Origin of the sequence: Ruegeria sp. HKCCE4148 (assembly GCF_017872495.1) — a bacterium.
Lineage (GTDB): Bacteria > Pseudomonadota > Alphaproteobacteria > Rhodobacterales > Rhodobacteraceae > Ruegeria.
Window position 1 is genome coordinate 838,216 of the sequence record NZ_JAEDOS010000002.1, and the last position, 18,553, is coordinate 856,768.

Here is an 18,553-nt window from a genome sequence, read left to right on the forward strand (position 1 = left end):
AGATTGCGCATTCAAACACCCCAGGTATCCGACAAACGATACCCGCCTGGCCACGGGTCGTCGGGATCAAGCATGTGCTGATGAATACCAGTGATCCAACCGCGCCCGCTGATCTCTGGTATGATCGCCGCGCGATCCCCAACCTGCGCCGTGCCGACGATCCGCCCGGTGAAGCGCGACCCGATGATCGAGACCGCTTCGAAACTCTGACCAGGCTTCATCAGCCCTTTCGCCGCCATCAGCGCCATCCGTGCCGACACCGCTGTTCCCGTGGGCGAGCGGTCAACCTTACCCGGCTGGATCGCCACCGCAGACTTTCCGGAGAGGCCCGTTTCGATTTCACTGAGCGGGCCGCAAAAGGCGCAGAACGAGATATGGTCCCAATCCGGGTTCTCGGGATGCGAAAACCCAAGCTGTTCATTTGCGGCATTGGTGATCTTTACGCCCAACCGGGCGATATCGCGGGCTTCGTGCTCAGCGATTTCAAATCCCAGCGCCTTTGCGTCGACAACTGCGAAACTGTCGCCGCCATAGGCTGTATCCACGATGATCGTGCCCATCCCCGGCACCTCAAGCGGGACCGACAGTTTGTCGGCGAAACTGGGCAGGTTCTGCACGAAAATGCGCTGCGCCTTGCCGTTGCTGCATTCCGCCCGCACCCGGACCAATCCACCCGGGGCCTCAAGCACCATGTGCGTTTCGGGTTCCTGCATCGGAATGATCCCGCCATCCAGCAACACAGTCGAAACGCAGATCGAGTTCGATCCGGACATGGGTGGCGTGTCTTCGGGTTCCATGATGATCCACGCAGCATCAGCTTCGGGGTGTTTCGGGGGCACCAGCAGATTGACATGGCGGAACACACCACCCCGCGGTTCGTTCAGCACAAAGTTGCGCAGGGTTTGGTCCTGCGCAATGAAACTGCGTTGCGCCCAAACCGTGTCGCCGGGTGGCGGGCTGACGCCCCCAACAATCACATCCCCCACTTCGCCTTCAGCATGAGCCGAGATCACATGTATCGTTTTGCTGCTACGCATTTGGTTCCTCAGTCATGGTATGCGACAGGCGTTCGGCGCCTCGAATTCGAATTGACGGCAATCGCCCATCTTCCGGGTCAAAACCGTGTGGATGCATAAGGCGTCACATCAAGCGACGGTTTCCCATCAATGGCCAGATCTACAATCAGCTCAGCCGTGCCTGCGGATTGAGTAAGCCCCAGATGGCCATGGCCGAAAGCATAAAGGACCTGCGGTGCCCGCGCCGCGCGGTCGATAACCGGCAGGCTGTCAGGCAGAGACGGACGAAAACCCATCCATTGCTTGCCCCCTTCCAAGTTGAGCTTGGGCAGGAACCGTCCGGCTTTGGCCAGCAACGTGTCGGCGCGTTTGTAATTCGGGGCGAGTTTCAACCCTCCGAGTTCGACCGCACCGCCGACACGCACACCGTCGTTTATCCGTGTCACAACAAATCCGTGCCCGCCAAACGTTAGATGCGTACGCAGGTCAAAGGCTCCTTTGGGCAGGGTGGTATTATACCCGCGCTCTGTCTCAAGAGGAATGTGATCCCCTAGCGTCTTGGCCAATTGATGTGACCACGCCCCTGCCGCCACGATCACCTGATTGGCTGAAACTTCACCGCTGGCAGTTGTCAGGCGAACCCCCGCTTCGGTTGGCGTCAGAGAAGTGACACCTGCAATCTCAACACGACCTCCTCTCGCGGTGAACTTCGCCGCCAGATGGCTGGTCCAAAGGGCCGGATCGACCGTATTCATCCAGGTGGGCGTAAAACCTGCATGGGTAAACCGATGATCAAGACCGGGCTGAATCTCGGCAATTGCATCCGGACTGTCCAACAGATCAAAGGGAATGCCATGGTCCCGGCGCAAGTCCCAAGTGGGCAAGCTGGCACGGAACTCGGCTTCGCCTTCGAACAGCTGCAACTGACCATCGCGCTGCATTAGCACCTCGCCATCCACGTCTTTGATCTGACGCTCCAGCGCCGCCCGGCAATGGTCCATCAGCGCAGCTTGCGCCGACAGCGACGCGTCGTAGTGGTCCCGACAACTGGCCCGCCAGAACCTCAGCATCCAGGGTGCGATATTCAATGCATAAGCGGGCGGCACCGACAGCGGACCCAAAGGATCGAGCAGCCATTTCGGCGCTTTGCGCATGATCCCGGGCGTGGCAAGCGGCACGATATCGGTAAAGGCAAACGCCCCGGCATTGCCTTTCGACGCCCCTGCCCCGATACCTTCGCGGTCCAGCATCAGAACCTGCTTGCCGCGCTTTTGCAGCTCCAGCGCAGCGCTGATTCCGACGATACCCGCGCCGATTACAACAATATCCGCTTTTATGTCTTGCTGCATGGCCAGATGTTCTCAAATCTTGCTTCATGTCCGGGGACCGAATTACACCGGTCCCCGGTTTTTATGTCACAGGTAGATCCCAGCGCAGAACGGATCGTTCTGAGCGAAGATCAATTTACCCTCAGCCATGACATGGGCCTGCCCCGTCAGGGTCGGGATGACTCCACCGTTAGGACCGGGTTGGTAGCTCAGCCGGTAGGGGCTGCCGATCACACTTTCCTGTATGATCTCCTCCCCCGGAGCCAGCACCCCATCAGCAGCCAAACAGGCCAGACGCGCCGAACTGCCCGTGCCGCATGGGGACCGGTCGTATTCATCGTCCGGGCACAGCACAAAGTTGCGGCTGTGAATACCTTGCGATGGGGATTTGCCCTGCAAGATCACGTGATCCACGTCTTCTCCGTTCTCGCCGGTCACACCCTGCGCGATACAGGCTTCGCGGATGGCAATGGTCAGATCCGTCAGAGCGCGGATGTTGCCGGTCTCAACCGCAATCGGGCTGGGGTCGACAATAAAGAACCAGTTTCCGCCATAAGCCAGATCACCCGTCACCTGACCGTGGCCTTCAACTTCAATCGAAACCGACGCCCGAACTCGGCGGCTTTCAATATTGGTGACCCGTACAGTATTGGCGTCCAGCAGTTCGACCGAGATCAGACCCGCCGGAGTTTCGATCCTGTGCGTGCCCGGCGTAATCCGACCCAGATGCGCCAGCGTCACCCCCAGCCCGATGGTGCCATGTCCGCACATGCCTAAAACCGCGTCGGCATCGAAATAGATCACACCGGTTTCACAGTTCGGGTCTTCGGGGGGCACCAGAAGCGCGCCCACCATTCCGGGTTGTCCACGTGGCTCCAGCAGAACCGATTTATAGAACGCCTCATGCTCGGTGGCCAACAGACGGGCACGCTCGGCCAGCGGCCCCGATCCCAGATCAGGGCCACCATCCAAAATCACCCGTGTGGGCATCCCACCGGTATGGCTGTCGATCACATGCATTCAGCAATCACCCCACCCTGGCTTGACCAGTCGGCAAACCAGGTGCGGAAAAGGTTGTATTGCTGTTCGCAATAATTGCGCTGCGCATCCGACAATTCATCGGTTTCAACAAAATGCAGGCGGTATTCCTCTTCCCCGTTCAGAACCAGCAGATGCTTGTAATACAGCACCAGATCAGTGCCCTCGTCAAAGCTGGCCAACACACCAAAGGCTTCTTCCAACTCGCGCGCACGCTGACGGGCGTCGGCATGACCGGCCGCTGCTTTCTGGCACAAGGCGGCCAATAGCAGCGCCTCTTTCGGCAGCGCCGTTCCAATCCCGGTGATCGAGCCGGTGGCCCCGCAATTTACAAAGCCATGATAGACTTCGGTGTCTACACCCACCATCAGCGTAACCTGATCGTCTTGCGAGGTGATATGCTCTGCCGCATAGCGCAGGTCATCCTTGCCACCGAATTCCTTGAACCCTACTAGGTTAGGATGTTCGGCCCGCAGGGCAAAGAACAGATCGGCCCTTGTGGCAAATCCATAGACCGGGCTGTTGTAAATGATGGCCGGAACGTCGGGTGCTGCGGACAGTATGGCCTTGAAATGATTGCGCTGTGCCGCGACAGAGGACCCACGTGACAGTACGCGGGGGATAACCATAAGCCCCGCCGCGCCCACCTTTTGCGCGTGCGCTGCCAGTGCCACGGCGGATTTCGAGTTGATCGCGCCTGTGCCGACAACCACCGGCAGACCGGCATCGACCAAACGTTCCACGCCTTCCATCCGTTCAGCATCAGACAGCAAGGGCCAGTCACCCATTGAGCCGCAATACACCACGGCAGACATGCCTGCCGCAATCATTTCCTTACCCTTTTTAACGAGGCTATCGAAATCCGGCGTTCGATCCGTTTTGCACGGGGTCATTAGGGCGGGCATGGTACCAGTGAAGATGTTTTGAGACATGAAGATAACGTTCCTCAAGGTTGTAGGGGTGTGAGCGCTTTGCGCGTGTATGCTTGGTGTTTACAGGTGGCTGAGACATTTCCCGTAGGTTTCATTGGCTCAAGCGAAATGTAAAATGCGACCCCTTTCGAACATGTCCGAAGGCTCGGAATTTGTGGCACAAGTCTTGGGTCACTATAGCCGCAGGGTTTCAAACGCAGTCCTCCTGAATCATCTGACAGTGATGCCGTATCGGATTTTGTATCCAAAATCCAGTTCTGTTTGACCGAAGGAAGCCACATCCTGGAATTCAGCACAGGTAAGCACGTTGCGTTTCGTGAACAGGCTTGGAGCAGTCATTGTAATTAAGCCCATGGCTGTCCATTAAGTTCTGCAACCAGCGCCCCGTGCACCCGAATAGTCAGTTCCGACGGACTGGAAAAAATGCCGCCCATCGGCAACAGGCTTTTTTTGTCGGTGAACTCCGTAACGCGACATGGACAGCATCAGGCAAATAATGAGACAACACCGCAAACCGGTACCTAAGACAATCCACCTGGCAAAAGCCTGTGTTCTTTCGGCTTTGTCGGATTGGTCCCAAAGATACCTTTTGTGGAGCGCGCCATCCAAAAACGCGGCTTCGGATGAATTGACATTGAAGGAGAGACCGATGGAAATCAGGCCTTTCGGCGTTGAGATGTGGATGAATGAGTTCGAAACCAAGTGCGATCTCAACCTGGCAGAAACCTGTGTGGAGTCCATCACACTGGGTGAGCTGTTTGAGATGGCTGGCCAGCATAATCATATTCTGAATGATCTGTCGGCCCTAAAGATGACATATGGCGCAATCGAAGGATCTCATCGTTTGCGTGACGCTATCTGCAGTCTGTATGAAAATCAGACCCGCGACAATATCCTGACGACCCATGGAACAATCGGGGCCAATTCACTGGTACATCAAACATTGGTTTCGCGCGGCGATCATGTGATTTCGGTGATCCCAACCTATCAGCAACATTACTCGATCCCCGAAAGCATCGGCGCTGATATCGAACTCTTGCACCTGACACCGGAAAACGCGTTTCTGCCCGATCTCGACAAGCTCCGCGCTATGGTTCGACATGACACGCGGTTGATTGCAATCAATAATCCGAACAACCCGACCGGCGCTTTGATAGACCGCACCATGCTGGAACAGATTGTCGAAATAGCGCGCAACGTCGATGCGTGGCTCTTATGTGACGAGGTGTATCGCGGCACCGATCAGAAGGGTGATGGATTTACGGCCGCCATAGCCGATCTTTATGAAAAAGGGATCAGCACGGCGGGTATGTCCAAGGCGTATTCGTTGGCAGGGTTGCGGGTCGGTTGGATCGCGGGACCGAAAGAGATGCTGCATGACGTGATGATCCATCGCGACTACAACACTATCTCGGTTGGGAAGGTTGACGAATTGCTCGCGGCCATGGCGCTTGAGAACCGTGACAAGATTCTGGCCCGTGCCCGACGGATCACCCGTGAGAACCTGCGTATCGTAGAAAATTGGATCGCAAACGAACCATTGCTGAGTTGGGTACCGCCAAAATCAGGTACCACCGCGCTACTCAAGTACGACCTGCCGATGTCTTCACGCGACTTGTGTGTTACGCTTTTAGAAGAAGAAGGCGTGATGCTGACACCTGGCAGCGCGATGGATATGGAGGGCTGGCTGCGGCTTGGCTACTCCAATCCGACGGCGGATCTTAAAGCAGGGCTGGAAAAGTTCTCAGGCTTTTTGGCGCGCCACAGCACGGCGAAAGATGCAGGGCACTGACGGCGCTTGGCATGGCTGGCTGTTCGGCGACCCCTGGATAGTACGCCCCGACGCATTCAGCTTTCGGACTTCCTGGCGCTTTTGCCGACGGAATTCCCCGGAGCGATAGAGAAAAGCTGGCGGCAACGTGGTCTTAGCGCAACTCGCTCATTAGCCGTTGTTGCATCGCCAAGCCGATCATTTTCGGCCCATTTCGCATTCCTGCTGGTGTCCAGGCGATGTAACTGTTTCGATCGCCTAGACACGTTACTCGGGTTGTAACGAGCCAAATGCTTAAGCAACAAGCCCATTTGCCCGGTTGCACAAAGCCCGCCCTCAAGCTCAGCGTTACCGTTTACCCGCAACAATGCGATCCAAGATCAGCGCACAGAACAAGATTGCAAGGCCAGCAAGAATACCCTGTCCCGCCGCCGCGTATTGCAAGGCTTCCAATACGTCTTCGCCCAAGCCCTTTGCCCCGATCAGGGAAGCAACGACAACCATGGCAAGTGACATCAGAATGGTTTGGTTAACACCAGCCATGATCGTTTTGTGGGCCAGCGGCAAATCCACACGCCAAAGCAGGTAGCGAGGCGTTGCGCCAAACGCCAGCGCTGCTTCTCGAACAGTTTCTGGGACCTGCTGAAGACCCAGCACTGTAAAGCGGATAACCGGTGGGCTACCGAAGATCATGGTTGCAACAACGCCCGCGGGCTTGCCCGATCCGATGAAGGCCACAACTGGGATCAGATAAACGAAGGATGGCATCGACTGCATGAAATCCAGAATGGGACGAACGATGGCAAAGGCACGTGGGCGACGAGCGCAATAAATGCCCAATGGAATTCCCAGGGTAATCGAGATCAGCGCCGCCGCGCCCAGCAGGGCAATCGTGGTCATCGCTTTTTCCCAAAAATCCAACAGACCCAGATAGGCAAGCGCAGCACCGGTAAAGATGGCGACCCGGGGACCGGCTGACAGGTACGCCAGCATGATGATCACCAGCGCGACCACCGGCCAGGGGGTATCAACCAGTACAACCTCGATCCAATCCAGAAGGGTGCGCATTCCATAGGTCAGTCCATCGAAAAAGCCGCGCCCGGCGGTTTTGGTCCATTCGAACACCGCCTGCACCCCGTCACCCACGTTCAAACGCCAGTCGCGATTGGTCGGGAAGGTCTTGAGCACAGCCAACGCGTCCGGCTGGGCAAATTTGATCATCGACAAAATCACAACCACAGCGGTCAGTGCCGTGGCAACAATCAAACGTGTACCAGACCAACCATGCGCCACGCTGGGATCAGAACGCCATCGTGCAAATTGCCCCTCCAATGTCCAGTTGGCTAACGACGCGGCAAGGAACTTGACGGCCAACAGAAGGACGACCCCGATAATCAAGTAAGTTATACCGGTCGAATCCGCCGTGCGTGCCGCCTCCTGCGCATTCGCAAGAGCCCCTTCAAGAGATTCCGATGCCCGTTTCAGGGAGTCCAGCGAGGCCGAGCCGGATTGTTCTGCCGCAGCAATTTGCTGGCGGCGCAGTTCCAGCGTCTGCTCGATCTGTTGCGCGCGCTCGCGGAAGTCCCGTCCGAGATCGCCAAAAAGTCCAAGCCCAATCTGGATAAATGCCAGCGTTTCCAGCACCAAGAACCCCAGAAACCACGACCAAAGGCCGCGTGCCCCGAACCAGATAGGACCCAGAATCGCTGCCGCTTTGTTCAGTGTGAAACGATAACCGGGGGCCTGCATCATATAGGCAAATGTCTTTTGGTAATAGGACTGCCCCTGCCCTACAAAATCGCCGATCAGAGCGTTCAGACGGTCGGCGGTTTCCGGTTGGATCTGTTGCACATCAACATGTTTCATATCGGTCCCCCTATGCCTGACTGTCCTGAATCGCGCGGATCAGACCCGCACGGTTGATTACGCCCACGGTCTTGCCATCCTGCGTTACAGCCACAACACCGTGGCCGTCGACACATAGGTTCATCAGATCGGAAAGGTCCATGTCTGGATGCGCTTCTTTGGCGTCGTTGGGAATTTCGCCGTGATGCGCCTCGAACTCGTCCACAGGTTTCATCACCGCATGGGCGAAGATCATGTTGAGCTTGGAAATCCCCGCCACAAAGTCCGCTACATAGTCGTCTGCTGGGTTTAAGATAATCTCTTCTGGCGTGCCGATCTGAACGATGCGCCCGTCCTTCATAATCGCGATGCGGTGTCCGATGCGGATCGCTTCGTCAAGGTCATGAGTGATGAACATCGTGGTCTTGTTGAGCTTATGGCTGAGCTCCATGAACTGATCCTGCAACTGCTTTCGGATCAGCGGATCAAGGGCCGAAAACGGTTCGTCCATCAACAGGATTTCCGGGTCTGCAGCGATGGCGCGGGCCAGACCCACGCGTTGCTGCATCCCGCCCGAAAGCTCGTGCGCGTACTTATCTTCCCAGCCGTTCAACTCGACCAGTTCGAGCACCCGGTCCGCCTCTTCCCAGCGACGGGCCTTGCCGGTGCCCCGGATTTCCAGCGGCATCGCCACATTGTCGCGGACAGTGCGGTGAGGCATTAGGCCAAAGTTCTGAAACACCATCGCAACGCGCCGGTTGCGCAGATCTCGCAGGCCCTCGTCATTCAAGCCCATCACGTCTTCACCATCCAGATAGATATGGCCGTCTGTGGGTTCCAGAAGGCGGTTCACATGGCGCACAAGGGTCGATTTGCCCGAGCCCGACAGGCCCATGACGCAGAACAGCTCACCCCGCTCGATCTCGAAGCTGGCATCGGCCACGCCGACAACGCAGTTGAAGCGCTCCAGTACCTCGGCCTTGCTCAGCCCTTCGCTGTGGATGGCGTTTAACGCCTCCTGCGAGCGTGCACCAAACACTTTCCACACGCCTTTTGCGTCGATTGCAATATCCGCTGTCATATTGGCCTCACCGCTGTAGATTGTGTTGAATGGCGCCCCTGCAAAACAGGGGCGCACAGGCTTCAGTTGGTGGCCAGTCCCAACCAGCTGTCGACAGTATCGCCGTTTGCCGCGATCCATTCTGCCACGACCTCATCTGTGTCGCGACCCTTGACCACGACCTCATAGGTCAGAGCGCTCAGTTGCCCTGCATCCATGTCGATATTGGCAAGGAAAGATGCCGCTGCTGGGTTGCGCTCTTCCAGTGATTTTGAATGCGCCACGGTCACGGTTTTGACCGGCTCGCCCGTGCTGACATGGGATTTGTTATACCAGTCGGCATCTTGATCGGGCTGCACCATTTTATAGGTGGCCGCGTCATGTTCTGGCTCTTCCAAGATGGTCACATCGTAGAGCGCATGGACGTAGTGCGGCGCATAACAATAAAAGGCTGCACCTTTCTTCTGGTCAATCTGATCCTTCAGTCGCGAATAGAACACAGTTTCGTCTTCGGTGGTCGGCGTTAGGAAAGTCTCAATCCCGTAATCCCGAACCCGCACTTTAAAGGTGTTGGTCGAGGCCCATCCCGAAGCACCAACCCAAACCTCGCCCAGGCCGTCGCCATCCGAGTCGAACAGTTCTTGCGCTGCGGGTGTGGCCAAATCGTAGATTGAGCGGATGTTGTGATCCTCAACCATGTAATTCGGCACGCAAATCCCGGCACGACCCTCATAGCTGCCCGAAGACAGTGCGACAGTGCCCTTTTGATCCACGTATTCGTCCGTGAATGAGGATTGGTTCGGCAGCCAGACATCCGGGTGAACGTCGATATCGCCACGTCCGCCATCCATGGCCGCAAAGATCACCGCGTTGGCACCGGGGGCATAACCAGCCTCTCCTCCCAGACGAGTTTCGATCACCTGCCCGATCACCCGGCTCATGATTTTGGCGCCAGGCCAACTGGGCTCACCCACCATGACCTTTTCCTGCGCCATCGCAGTTGTTGCACCCAGCGCCAGCGCCAAGGTTGCGGTAAATGTCAGTTTCTTCAAGTCTATTCTCCCTTTGCTGTGAGTTACTTACACCGTCAGGCGCGCGCCCGCTTTCGTTGCGGGTCTAAGAAAGGTGTGTCCGAGACAGTGGCGCGCAGTCGTTTCATCCGCCCGTCAAGCTGGCCAACATCCAATTGAGTGCCGTTGTCCGCGTGTTCAACGGAAAGCCGTGCCATCGCGATCGCGTGTTCCAACATCGGCGAACGTGTCGCTGAGGTGACCACGCCCACTTGTCGCTCGCCCGCATAGATGGGTGCACCGTGGGCGGGCACATCATCACAGCCGATCAACAGCCCCTTGAGCACTCGGCGTGGTTCGCGGGCATTGCGTTCCAGTGCGGCCTTGCCGGTGAATTCGGTTTTGGTCAGATCGACGGCAAAGCCCAAGCCTGCCTCGAACGCATCTACACCCGGTGCAAATTCTGCGTTGGCAGCAGCCAGCCCCGCCTCGATCCGAATGATATCCAACGCCGCAGAACCCATCGGGGTGATCCCGAATTCTTCGCCGGCGGCCATCACCGCATCCCAAATCGCGACCGCATCGGATTTGGTACAAAAAATCTCGTACCCCAATTCGCCGGTATAACCTGATCGCGACAGCATGAAAGGCGCGCCCTCACGGTCATTCAGACGCGCAATGGTGACACCAAACCATTTCAGATGATCCAGACTTGGCACATGCGGCTGTGTGAAGGCGATCTTGCGCAGCAGGTCGCGGGATTTCGGGCCTTGAATGGCGAGGTTCGGCATCGCACCACGCAGCGCATGAACCCGTACTTGCAATCCGCGTGAATCTGCCAGTTCCTGCAAAGCGCGCCCGCTTTCCTCCGATCCACAGCACCAGCGGAAAATTTCAGGCGCGAGGCGGAACAAGGTGCCATCTTCGATGACCGAACCGCTCTCGTCACACATCAGCGTGTAAGAGCCGCGCCAGACCGGCAGTTTCGCCACGTTGCGTGTCGTGGCCAATTGCATCAAAGCCTCGGCATCTGGGCCGACAATGTCGAATTTGCGCAAACCGCTCATGTCCTGCACAGTCACGGCCTCACGACAGGCCCAGTATTCACCCAAGCTGCCATAAGCGGGGTAACTGACGGGTGCCCACAGATCACGCGCCGGGGCGAAATGCTGTGTCAGCGGGGATAGCCGCTCGTGAAAGGCGGATTCCTGACTGATCGACATGGGGGCGTCTTCCTTTTCGCGATAAGCAACCGCTCGGCGGATCGGTGTTTCAGGGCGGTATATACGCACGTGCACGTCCGTTGGGTTCCAGCCATTGATCGGATCGATATCATCAGGGCAGGCCGTCGAAACACAGACCAAGTCCTCAAGCGCCCGCAATGCAACATAGTCACCTGAGCGCGAGTAAGATTCTTCGGTCAGAATGTGATGTGTGACCGGATCAATCCACGTGTTCCAAAAGAAATTGATCGCAGGCCAAGCCGCCCGTCGCGCCACCCCATATGGCGCCAGCGCATTTGTCATGTTGTCCGAGCAATTGAGATGGCCGGGGAAGCCTCGCTCTTCATAGCCGCGTGCGGTGCAAGCCAACCCGAAGGTATCGTGCCGCCCACATGTGTCTTGAAGCACATTAAGCAACGGACGCATTTCACGGTCAAAAAACTTGTCCAGCAATCCCGGCCCCGGATAAGACCGCCGCACCATCGATCGGGTCGCGGTCGAGTCGATCATCCACTCGTGTCCACATTCCAACCCATCAGCTCGCAGCGCCATAAAATCAGAGCATTGCTGACCTTCGACATCAATGATCTGAACAAACTCCCCGGCCTGAAGCTCATAAGCAATCGCGCTGCCGCTCGGCACAGTGAATTCATCCCGTGTGTCCCCCAACAAAGGCGGCAACTGCGGCGTTTGGACTTTCGCAACTTTATGTAGAACCGTAATGCTTCCGGTCGCCCTGCCCTGGATCAGTTCGTCGATGTCGGAGACGTGAATCACCCAAAGCGTAATCGCGTGATCCGCTCGTAGAATCAGGCAATCCGACGTCTTGTCCAACCGGCAACAAGGAACCCGCTCGTCTCCGCCTCGAGCAGCGATCCAGCCTGCAAGTTGAGCGCTGTCAAATGCACCCCAGTTGACCGCCCCGTTCTCTGTCAGGTTTAGCGCCGCCAACATCGGTTGCCCATCATCAGCGAGGGCCACCACGTCCAAAGGCTGTGACGGCCCAAGCCCTTCTATCGAAAGCAAATCTCCTGGCTTCACAATCAGGCGGACAGCCTCGCGCGGGGCAAGTGTATATGTGCAAGCACCAGAGGCTTTTGGAAAACCCGGAAACAGGCGACCCGGGCCGTCGAGCCCTGCGTTGTTGAACGTATGTAATACAGTTGATCCCTGCATTTCGCCGAAGGAGTCCCGAAATGTAACTAGTTACAGAGGTTGATGAAACTAGTTACATATGTCAACTCTTTCTTAAGGAACCTGAAAAATGGACCGAAAAAACAGAAATGCAAAAAGCCTCGGAGCCTAAGAAACGCGCAAACCTCAGAGATGTGGCAAAGGCTGCGGGCGTGTCTGTTGCCACTGTGTCTCGCGTCTTGAATGAACCAGGCTTGGTTAAAAAGGACACATTAGAGAAAGTTCAGGCTGCCATTGCCACGCTGAAATTCGTTCCCAGCGCCGCGGCCCGAGCAATCAATTCCGGCCGAACCCGATTTGTCGGCGCTCTGATCCCCACGTTGGACAATGCGATCTTTGCCCGGTTTCTTGCGGCGCTTGAACGAAAACTGTCGGAGCACCAATTATCGTTGGTCGTGGCAACAACAGATTCGAATCCCGACACCGAGGCAGAGAAAGCAAAAAGTCTGATCGATATCGGAGCGGAAGGCTTAATTGTCACCGGAGCTACGCATTGCGCAGCTATGCACGACTTGCTCGAGCGTACTATGATTCCGACCATCATCACGTCTTTCTATGAGTCAGATAACGCCCTGCCAACGATCGGATACGACAACGCGGCCGCAGCGCAACTTGCATTGCATCACCTGGCCGAACTTGGGCACAAAGACATCGCTGTAGTTCACGGGCCAGTTCGCGACAACGACCGAACAAGAGCGCGCCTTGATGGCCTTAAGACCTATGTGTTTGACGGCAAGCTAACAACGTTTGAAACTCAGATCAGCCATCAGGGCGGGGCGAACGTTGCCGATCACATTTGCAGCTTACCTCGTCTGCCGGACGCCATCTTATGCCTTTCCGATGTTGTGGCATTAGGGGTATTGCTCGGCCTGCAAGCCAGCAAGATTTCAGTTCCAGAGCAGGTTTCGATGATTGGCATCGACGACCTACCAACCTCGGCTGTCACGGTACCACCTTTGACCAGCGTGCACCTGCCCGTGTCCCAGATGGGTGAACGTGCTGCAGATGGATTGGCGCAATGGATCACAACGCAACAAGCGCCTCATTCCGAAAAACTGCATGCCCGCCTCATCGTCAGGAACTCCACCCGGTCCCTGCTCTGACTAGCTTCAATGCCACTGTGCCATTCGGTCAGATCTAGCAGCCCTAAAAGCGGCGTCTTTTTGTTCAAGTTCTGTTCAATTCGCGAATTAAACGCCTGCGCGCCGATAGTCTAAAGGCAGCACCTTGCGACGCAGTTGTTTGGATAGCTCAACCCGGTGTGGAGACGGTCTGAGAACCAGGGGTTACGGTTTATAGAGAAGTCACTTCTTCTCTAGCCGCGGCGCATTTCAGCGCCAGTTTTCACGCAGGGTCAATACAGCACAAACGCTCTGTGAGTGCGTTGAGGGTATCAGCGTGCACGGCTCAACGTTTGATAGTTCTTGTTTCGCGAACAACGTTAACCGAACATGAACAATGTATTCTCAGTGTGTTCAACCAAGATTAGGCATAGTGACCATGTTGGATCGAACGAAGTGTGTTTCGTTTGGTTGAAATAAGGGGAACAGCATGAATAAGCCTGCCTTTATGACTGAAGACTGTGGCGCAACAGCTGCGATGCAGACTTCTGGCAAATACGCTGAAGAACGTCTGCAAACCAAGATGAAACCGAGCAATGGTCGCTTCCCTCCTATTGAAAATGCACTAACAGAAATCATAAAAAACAAGCGGCTATCCGAGGCTCATAGCGCCGTCTGAAGGCAAGTCAGCTGGCGCCCCCGAACAATTCTCGATATTCGTCCTAAAGATCAGAATTGTAATCGAAATCCCGCCCCATTTTGGGGCGGGATTATTTTTTGAAAGCCGCAATGATCGAAACGGCAGATCAATTTAATTTGGGCCAGCCGCGTTCACGTCGGTGATACGGCTGGCCCAGCTTCAATACGTCCGCGAGTGATCGATAGCGCGTGAAGCCTAATATTAAAGTCCCAGAAGCGATTTTACTTTTTCTTCGACCTCGTCAGTGACAGGCTTGTTGGCTGCAGCTTCAAGCGCTTCTCGCTCAGCCAAATCTTGCTCTTCAACACGCTCCGCCAGTTCTCCCAGGTCTTCGACGGCCTCGTTGTAGTCGATAGCAGCCTGTTTTTCGTCATTCAGATCTTTAGCCGCATCAACTGAGGTATCCAGGTCCGCTTGCGCCTCTTCCAGGTCTGCTTCTATGTCTGGGTCCATGCCACCGGCATCTTCCAACGCCTGCTCAAGCTCTTGAACCCTATCGCGATTGTCCTGAACTTCACCCAAAGCGGCCTCCAAATCATTCTCGATTTCCGACAACGTTCGCTCTGGCGGATCCAAATCTTCAAGTTCCTCCAGTTGTTCGGCCAAATCCTCACGCAAGGCCTCTCCGGCAAGTACAGTGTCCCGATAGGCGGCAATTCTGCCGACTCGGGAATTCGGAGCGGCATTTTCCAGCGCAGTCGGGCTTGCATGGGCCGCATTCAGTGCACCCAGCTCAGAGGGATGAGCTTCAAGCTCTTCTTCGACATGGTAACGTTTGGGGCGGGTGACCGGGCGTTTGGACTCTTCCACACTCGTGGACCGATGAGCCGTCTTGGTGTTGTGCGTGCCGCTTGTTGTTACACGTTTTGGCGAAGACGCCGATTTGCGTTTGGTCCCTTTTCCAGTGAACAGGCCCTTCAGGGAAAACCCGCCACCCTTATTTTGTCCGGAGTGGGCAGATTGCGATTTTGATTTGCCACTACCAGATTTCCCGGCTCTGGTGCTGCCACGGTTTGAATCGGCTTTGTTCCCACGGCTGCTGTTTCCGGCCGCGCTGCGATCACCGCTATCTCCTTTCGCGCCGTTACCATTGCCGCCGCCGTTGCCACCACCATTCCCGTTGCCTTTTCCGCCACCGTTACCACCGCCATTTCCTTTGCCTTCCTTGGCATAGGCAAAATCAGGAGCTGCAACTGTGGCAACAACGGCCGTGGAGCCCAATAGGGCAATCGCAACTGTGGAAGCCTTAAGCAATCCGCGACTGGTGGTTTTCATGACAATCTCCTCAAGTCATGTGCGAACAGCTTACCAAGGCTGGCCGCCGCATTCTATTAGCTCGAACCGCAATCGAATCACTGATCGTTCTTGCCATTTGACTTGAATGCACTTGAACGCAGGGCTAACTGCTTGTTCATCATCGGTTCACGTCCACCCATGTAATCTGGTTCGAAACTGTTTGAGAGTCCGATGCAGACCAGAGCTATAATGTTGGTAGCGGCGTTACTAACCGCTTTATCCGCCGGGAAAGCGGCGGCTGACGCACGCGAACTCAAACAGACCGAGTTGCGCAAGGCGACGTTGTCAGGAAACGCGATCCGACTGAAGCGTGTCATCAAGGGTGTGGAAAGTGCATTCGGCGGAACGCCAGTTGACGCGCGAGCGTTCAAATCAGGCGACATATACTACCGCATTCTGGTGAAGAAACCGGGCGGAAAGATCGTAAGTGTAATCGTTAATGCCAGGACCGGCACGGTGGTCTCGAACCGCTCGAGTGTTGGCCAACAGATCTCCGAGGCCGCGCGCTCCAGTTCGACCAGAACAAAAAGCAGCCAGAGCGCTTCGACCACCCGTGGAAACAGCGAAAACCGTGGTAACGGTGGCGGCAATGGCGGCGGCAACGGTGGCGGCGGCAATGGCGGCGGCAATGGCGGCGGCAACGGTGGCGGCAATGGCGGCGGCAACGGTGGCGGCAATGGCGGCGGCAATGGCGGCGGCAATGGCGGCGGCAACGGTGGCGGCAATGGCGGCGGCAATGGCGGCGGCAACGGTGGCGGCAATGGCGGCGGCAACGGTGGCGGCAATGGCGGCGGCAGAAAATAGTGTGATTTCGATATCAGATTGGCTGTAGTCTCTGGTTATGCGAATCCTTCTTGCTGAAGATGAACCTCAGCTTTGCGAGCAAATCAAAAAGCTATTAGTGGCGGAAAGCCACGTTGTGGATGTAGCCCATAATGGCTCCGACGCCCTGCATCTGGGAGCGACTGAACCCTACGACATGATCATACTGGATATTGGCCTGCCAGAGCGTGACGGTATCTCGGTACTCCGCGAATGGCGCAGCGCAGGCGTTACGACTCCTGTATTGATCCTGACTGCCCGAGATGGCTGGAGCGAACGCGTCGACGGCTTGGACGCAGGCGCGGATGATTACATGACCAAGCCCTTTCACATGCCGGAATTGGCCGCACGGGTTCGAGCAATCCTGCGGCGGCAAAGTGGCCAGTTGAACCCGGTGATCGAAATGGGCGATGTGTCTCTGGATACGCGGAACGGCAGGGTCAGTATCGGGGGCATACCTGTCGATTTGACCGCGCAGGAAATCGCGGTTCTGACCTATCTGGCGCATAACATCGGTCGTATGGTGTCACGCACCGAATTGTCCGAACACATCTACGAATATGACGGGGACAGGGATTCCAACACAATCGCAGTGTTCGTCACCCGCCTACGCAAGAAACTGAGGCCAGATCTGATCACAACTGTCCGAGGGCGTGGCTACATGATTGATACGGCCTGATGCTATCGCTTCGTCAACGTGCGTTGCTAGGTGGCCTTGCATCCGGCGCGTTGTCCGTGGGTGTTGGTACCCTGGTTGTTTTCTCATACATCAACACGCGCGTTCTGGATCAGTTTGACGGTGCGTTGCGAGACCGGCATACCCAGCTTGTCGTTGGTCTCAGCGCCACTACGGATGACCCCGAATCTTTGCGCGAATTGATATTCGACCCGGCTTATAGCACCCCGTATTCTGGCAGATATTGGCAAGTGACAGACGGCGACGGAGCCGCTTTCACCTCAGCCTCGCTTTTCGACGAAACGATTGCAGAGCCTTCACAGACCAGCGACGAGGCAACAGTTTGGAATACCACGGGCCCGGACAATGAGGGCGTTCGCAGCGTCTATCAGAAGATCACATTCGAAGACGGAACAGAATGGGGCGTAACCGTCGCCGAAAGCAGGCAGGTACTCATCAATGAACGCAAAGATGCGCAAAGCAACTTGCTTCCGGTTTTTGGGTTGGTCGGCTTGATCGGAGTGGCCAGTTCCCTTTTGCTGATGTCGGCCATCGTCGGCCCCCTCAGAAAGCTGCGCGCGGATGTGGCCCATCGCTGGGACGAGGGCGACGACCTGACCCCCGAAGATTATCCGGAAGAGGTTTCGCCGCTGGTAGAAGACCTGAATCAATTGCTGCACAGAAACCGAGAGATTGTCTCCAGTTCCCGACGGCAGGCGGCGGATCTTGCGCATGCGCTCAAGACACCCACGGCCATTCTGCGCAACGAGCTGACGGACTTATCTCAAAGCGGTGCACAAACCGAACCCGCAGAAGAGGCACTCAGCAGAATTGACGCTCAGCTTAGCCGGTCGCTTGCACGCATGCGCGCAGCAAATACCGGAGAGTTGACGCATTCCCGAACAGATCTTTCAAACTCGGTCGAACGCTTGTGCAGGTTGTTTTCATCCATGGCAGAGCGGGAGGGAAAAACGCTCATTTCGGAGTGCGAGGCTGGACTTCGTGTACGAATGGATCCCCAGGACATTGAAGAAGTGATCGGAAATCTTCTCGACAATGCCCTCAAGTGGTGTCGCACAGCCTTTCAAATCTCTGCACAGCGGACCGAAAATGGCATCGAAATTCGCGTCGAGGACGATGGACCCGGAATTCCAGAAGACGCCCGACCAGAGGCCATTCGCTCCGGTAGCCGGCTGGATACTTCTGTGGGCGGAACCGGTTTGGGCCTGGCGATTTCCGTCGATTTGCTGAACGCTTATGATGGACATCTGGAATTGGGGGCTTCTGAAAGCCTTGGTGGTTTGTCCTGCAGAGTTCTGATCCGCGCTTAAAATGCCGTATGCCCAGGCCATGGGAGTACTGAACATTCACCATTCTCCGCGGCATGCGCCGGGTTTGTGAGTGTTGGAAACTGGTTTTGCTAATGGCTCTGCCACGAAGGAGAGCAGAACACGCATTATCAGATGACACTCTGGGAGTTGGAAATATTGGTTTTACAACCAGAACCTACCGGAAACCAACCATTGCCGAATACACAACACGACTTCGTTCAATAATATCAAACGAACCCTCAAATCGTTT

At 56.2% G+C, this 18,553-nt stretch carries 15 protein-coding genes; 6 read left to right on the forward strand and 9 right to left on the reverse strand.

Annotation, left to right across the window (positions count from 1 at the left end):
• Positions 1–11 precede the first annotated feature (11 nt).
• The 4 genes from I9187_RS09005 to I9187_RS09020 all read right to left on the reverse strand — a co-directional run bounded on the left by I9187_RS09005 (position 12) and on the right by I9187_RS09020 (position 4,314).
• Positions 12–1,037 (reverse strand): proline racemase family protein, encoded by a 1,026-nt coding sequence (locus I9187_RS09005; protein ID WP_171176557.1) that lies wholly within the window; start codon positions 1,035–1,037, stop codon positions 12–14.
• Between the two features lie 77 nt (positions 1,038–1,114).
• Positions 1,115–2,365 carry an FAD-binding oxidoreductase gene (locus tag I9187_RS09010; RefSeq protein ID WP_171176556.1) on the reverse strand — a complete coding sequence of 417 codons (1,251 nt, stop codon included), beginning with the start codon at positions 2,363–2,365 and terminating at the stop codon, positions 1,115–1,117.
• 66 nt (positions 2,366–2,431) lie between these two features.
• The gene (locus I9187_RS09015) at positions 2,432–3,364 is read right to left on the reverse strand and encodes a proline racemase family protein (RefSeq protein WP_171176554.1); all 933 of its coding nucleotides are present in this window, start codon (positions 3,362–3,364) and stop codon (positions 2,432–2,434) included.
• On the reverse strand, positions 3,355–4,314 hold the full coding sequence (locus I9187_RS09020; RefSeq protein ID WP_171176552.1) for a dihydrodipicolinate synthase family protein: 960 nt from the start codon (positions 4,312–4,314) through the stop codon (positions 3,355–3,357). Before I9187_RS09020 ends, I9187_RS09015 begins: the two co-directional genes overlap by 10 nt.
• Before the next feature lie 649 nt (positions 4,315–4,963).
• On the opposite strand from I9187_RS09020, the gene I9187_RS09025 reads away from it, so the two are divergent.
• Positions 4,964–6,106, forward strand: a complete 1,143-nt coding sequence (locus I9187_RS09025; RefSeq protein ID WP_209509393.1) for an aminotransferase — start codon at positions 4,964–4,966, stop codon at positions 6,104–6,106.
• Positions 6,107–6,433: 327 nt separating this feature from the next.
• On the opposite strand, the gene I9187_RS09030 is transcribed toward I9187_RS09025, so the two are convergent.
• The 4 genes from I9187_RS09030 to I9187_RS09045 all read right to left on the reverse strand — a co-directional run bounded on the left by I9187_RS09030 (position 6,434) and on the right by I9187_RS09045 (position 12,399).
• Positions 6,434–7,951: an ABC transporter permease subunit gene (locus I9187_RS09030; protein WP_171176548.1), complete on the reverse strand. Its 1,518-nt coding sequence runs from the start codon at positions 7,949–7,951 to the stop codon at positions 6,434–6,436.
• Positions 7,952–7,961: 10 nt separating this feature from the next.
• Positions 7,962–9,011 carry a glycine betaine/L-proline ABC transporter ATP-binding protein gene (locus I9187_RS09035; protein ID WP_171176546.1) on the reverse strand — a complete coding sequence of 350 codons (1,050 nt, stop codon included), beginning with the start codon at positions 9,009–9,011 and terminating at the stop codon, positions 7,962–7,964.
• A gap of 62 nt (positions 9,012–9,073) precedes the next feature.
• Positions 9,074–10,042 carry a glycine betaine ABC transporter substrate-binding protein gene (locus tag I9187_RS09040; RefSeq protein ID WP_171176544.1) on the reverse strand — a complete coding sequence of 323 codons (969 nt, stop codon included), beginning with the start codon at positions 10,040–10,042 and terminating at the stop codon, positions 9,074–9,076.
• A gap of 35 nt (positions 10,043–10,077) precedes the next feature.
• Positions 10,078–12,399 (reverse strand): aminomethyltransferase family protein, encoded by a 2,322-nt coding sequence (locus I9187_RS09045; protein WP_171176542.1) that lies wholly within the window; start codon positions 12,397–12,399, stop codon positions 10,078–10,080.
• Between the two features lie 107 nt (positions 12,400–12,506).
• Here I9187_RS09045 and I9187_RS09050 point away from each other — a divergent pair, with 107 nt between their 5' ends.
• Together I9187_RS09050 and I9187_RS09055 are read left to right on the forward strand one after the other, a co-directional pair.
• Complete coding sequence (locus tag I9187_RS09050; protein ID WP_171176539.1) at positions 12,507–13,520, forward strand: LacI family DNA-binding transcriptional regulator; 1,014 nt, start codon at positions 12,507–12,509, stop codon at positions 13,518–13,520.
• Between the two features lie 448 nt (positions 13,521–13,968).
• Positions 13,969–14,157, forward strand: coding sequence for a hypothetical protein (locus tag I9187_RS09055; RefSeq protein ID WP_171176537.1), 189 nt, complete (start codon positions 13,969–13,971; stop codon positions 14,155–14,157).
• Positions 14,158–14,379: 222 nt separating this feature from the next.
• On the opposite strand, the gene I9187_RS09060 is transcribed toward I9187_RS09055, so the two are convergent.
• On the reverse strand, positions 14,380–15,453 hold the full coding sequence (locus I9187_RS09060; protein ID WP_209940143.1) for a hypothetical protein: 1,074 nt from the start codon (positions 15,451–15,453) through the stop codon (positions 14,380–14,382).
• A gap of 192 nt (positions 15,454–15,645) precedes the next feature.
• Between I9187_RS09060 and I9187_RS09065 the strand changes: the two genes are divergently transcribed.
• The 3 genes from I9187_RS09065 to I9187_RS09075 are packed head-to-tail and all read left to right on the forward strand — an operon-like array spanning position 15,646 to position 18,303.
• Complete coding sequence (locus I9187_RS09065; RefSeq protein ID WP_209940144.1) at positions 15,646–16,278, forward strand: hypothetical protein; 633 nt, start codon at positions 15,646–15,648, stop codon at positions 16,276–16,278.
• A 37-nt stretch (positions 16,279–16,315) separates the two neighbouring features.
• A complete protein-coding gene (locus I9187_RS09070; protein ID WP_171176532.1) occupies positions 16,316–16,975 on the forward strand; it encodes a response regulator transcription factor in 660 nt (219 codons plus the stop codon).
• Complete coding sequence (locus I9187_RS09075) at positions 16,975–18,303, forward strand: HAMP domain-containing sensor histidine kinase (protein WP_209509395.1); 1,329 nt, start codon at positions 16,975–16,977, stop codon at positions 18,301–18,303. Before I9187_RS09070 ends, I9187_RS09075 begins: the two co-directional genes overlap by 1 nt.
• The last annotated feature ends 250 nt before the right edge of the window (positions 18,304–18,553 follow it).

Excerpts from the sequence above, each read along its gene's own strand:
- I9187_RS09005 (WP_171176557.1), bottom strand. The coding sequence starts at position 1,037 with ATGCGTAGCAGCAAAACGATACATGTGATCTCGGCTCATGCTGAAGGC.
- I9187_RS09020 (WP_171176552.1), bottom strand. The coding sequence starts at position 4,314 with ATGTCTCAAAACATCTTCACTGGTACCATGCCCGCCCTAATGACCCCG.
- I9187_RS09075 (WP_209509395.1), top strand. The coding sequence starts at position 16,975 with ATGCTATCGCTTCGTCAACGTGCGTTGCTAGGTGGCCTTGCATCCGGC.
- I9187_RS09065 (WP_209940144.1), top strand. The coding sequence starts at position 15,646 with ATGCAGACCAGAGCTATAATGTTGGTAGCGGCGTTACTAACCGCTTTA.
- I9187_RS09055 (WP_171176537.1), top strand. The coding sequence starts at position 13,969 with ATGAATAAGCCTGCCTTTATGACTGAAGACTGTGGCGCAACAGCTGCG.
- I9187_RS09030 (WP_171176548.1), bottom strand. The coding sequence starts at position 7,951 with ATGAAACATGTTGATGTGCAACAGATCCAACCGGAAACCGCCGACCGT.
- I9187_RS09015 (WP_171176554.1), bottom strand. The coding sequence starts at position 3,364 with ATGCATGTGATCGACAGCCATACCGGTGGGATGCCCACACGGGTGATT.
- I9187_RS09060 (WP_209940143.1), bottom strand. The coding sequence starts at position 15,453 with ATGAAAACCACCAGTCGCGGATTGCTTAAGGCTTCCACAGTTGCGATT.
- I9187_RS09025 (WP_209509393.1), top strand. The coding sequence starts at position 4,964 with ATGGAAATCAGGCCTTTCGGCGTTGAGATGTGGATGAATGAGTTCGAA.
- I9187_RS09010 (WP_171176556.1), bottom strand. The coding sequence starts at position 2,365 with ATGCAGCAAGACATAAAAGCGGATATTGTTGTAATCGGCGCGGGTATC.
- I9187_RS09050 (WP_171176539.1), top strand. The coding sequence starts at position 12,507 with ATGCAAAAAGCCTCGGAGCCTAAGAAACGCGCAAACCTCAGAGATGTG.
- I9187_RS09035 (WP_171176546.1), bottom strand. The coding sequence starts at position 9,011 with ATGACAGCGGATATTGCAATCGACGCAAAAGGCGTGTGGAAAGTGTTT.
- I9187_RS09045 (WP_171176542.1), bottom strand. The coding sequence starts at position 12,399 with ATGCAGGGATCAACTGTATTACATACGTTCAACAACGCAGGGCTCGAC.
- I9187_RS09070 (WP_171176532.1), top strand. The coding sequence starts at position 16,316 with ATGCGAATCCTTCTTGCTGAAGATGAACCTCAGCTTTGCGAGCAAATC.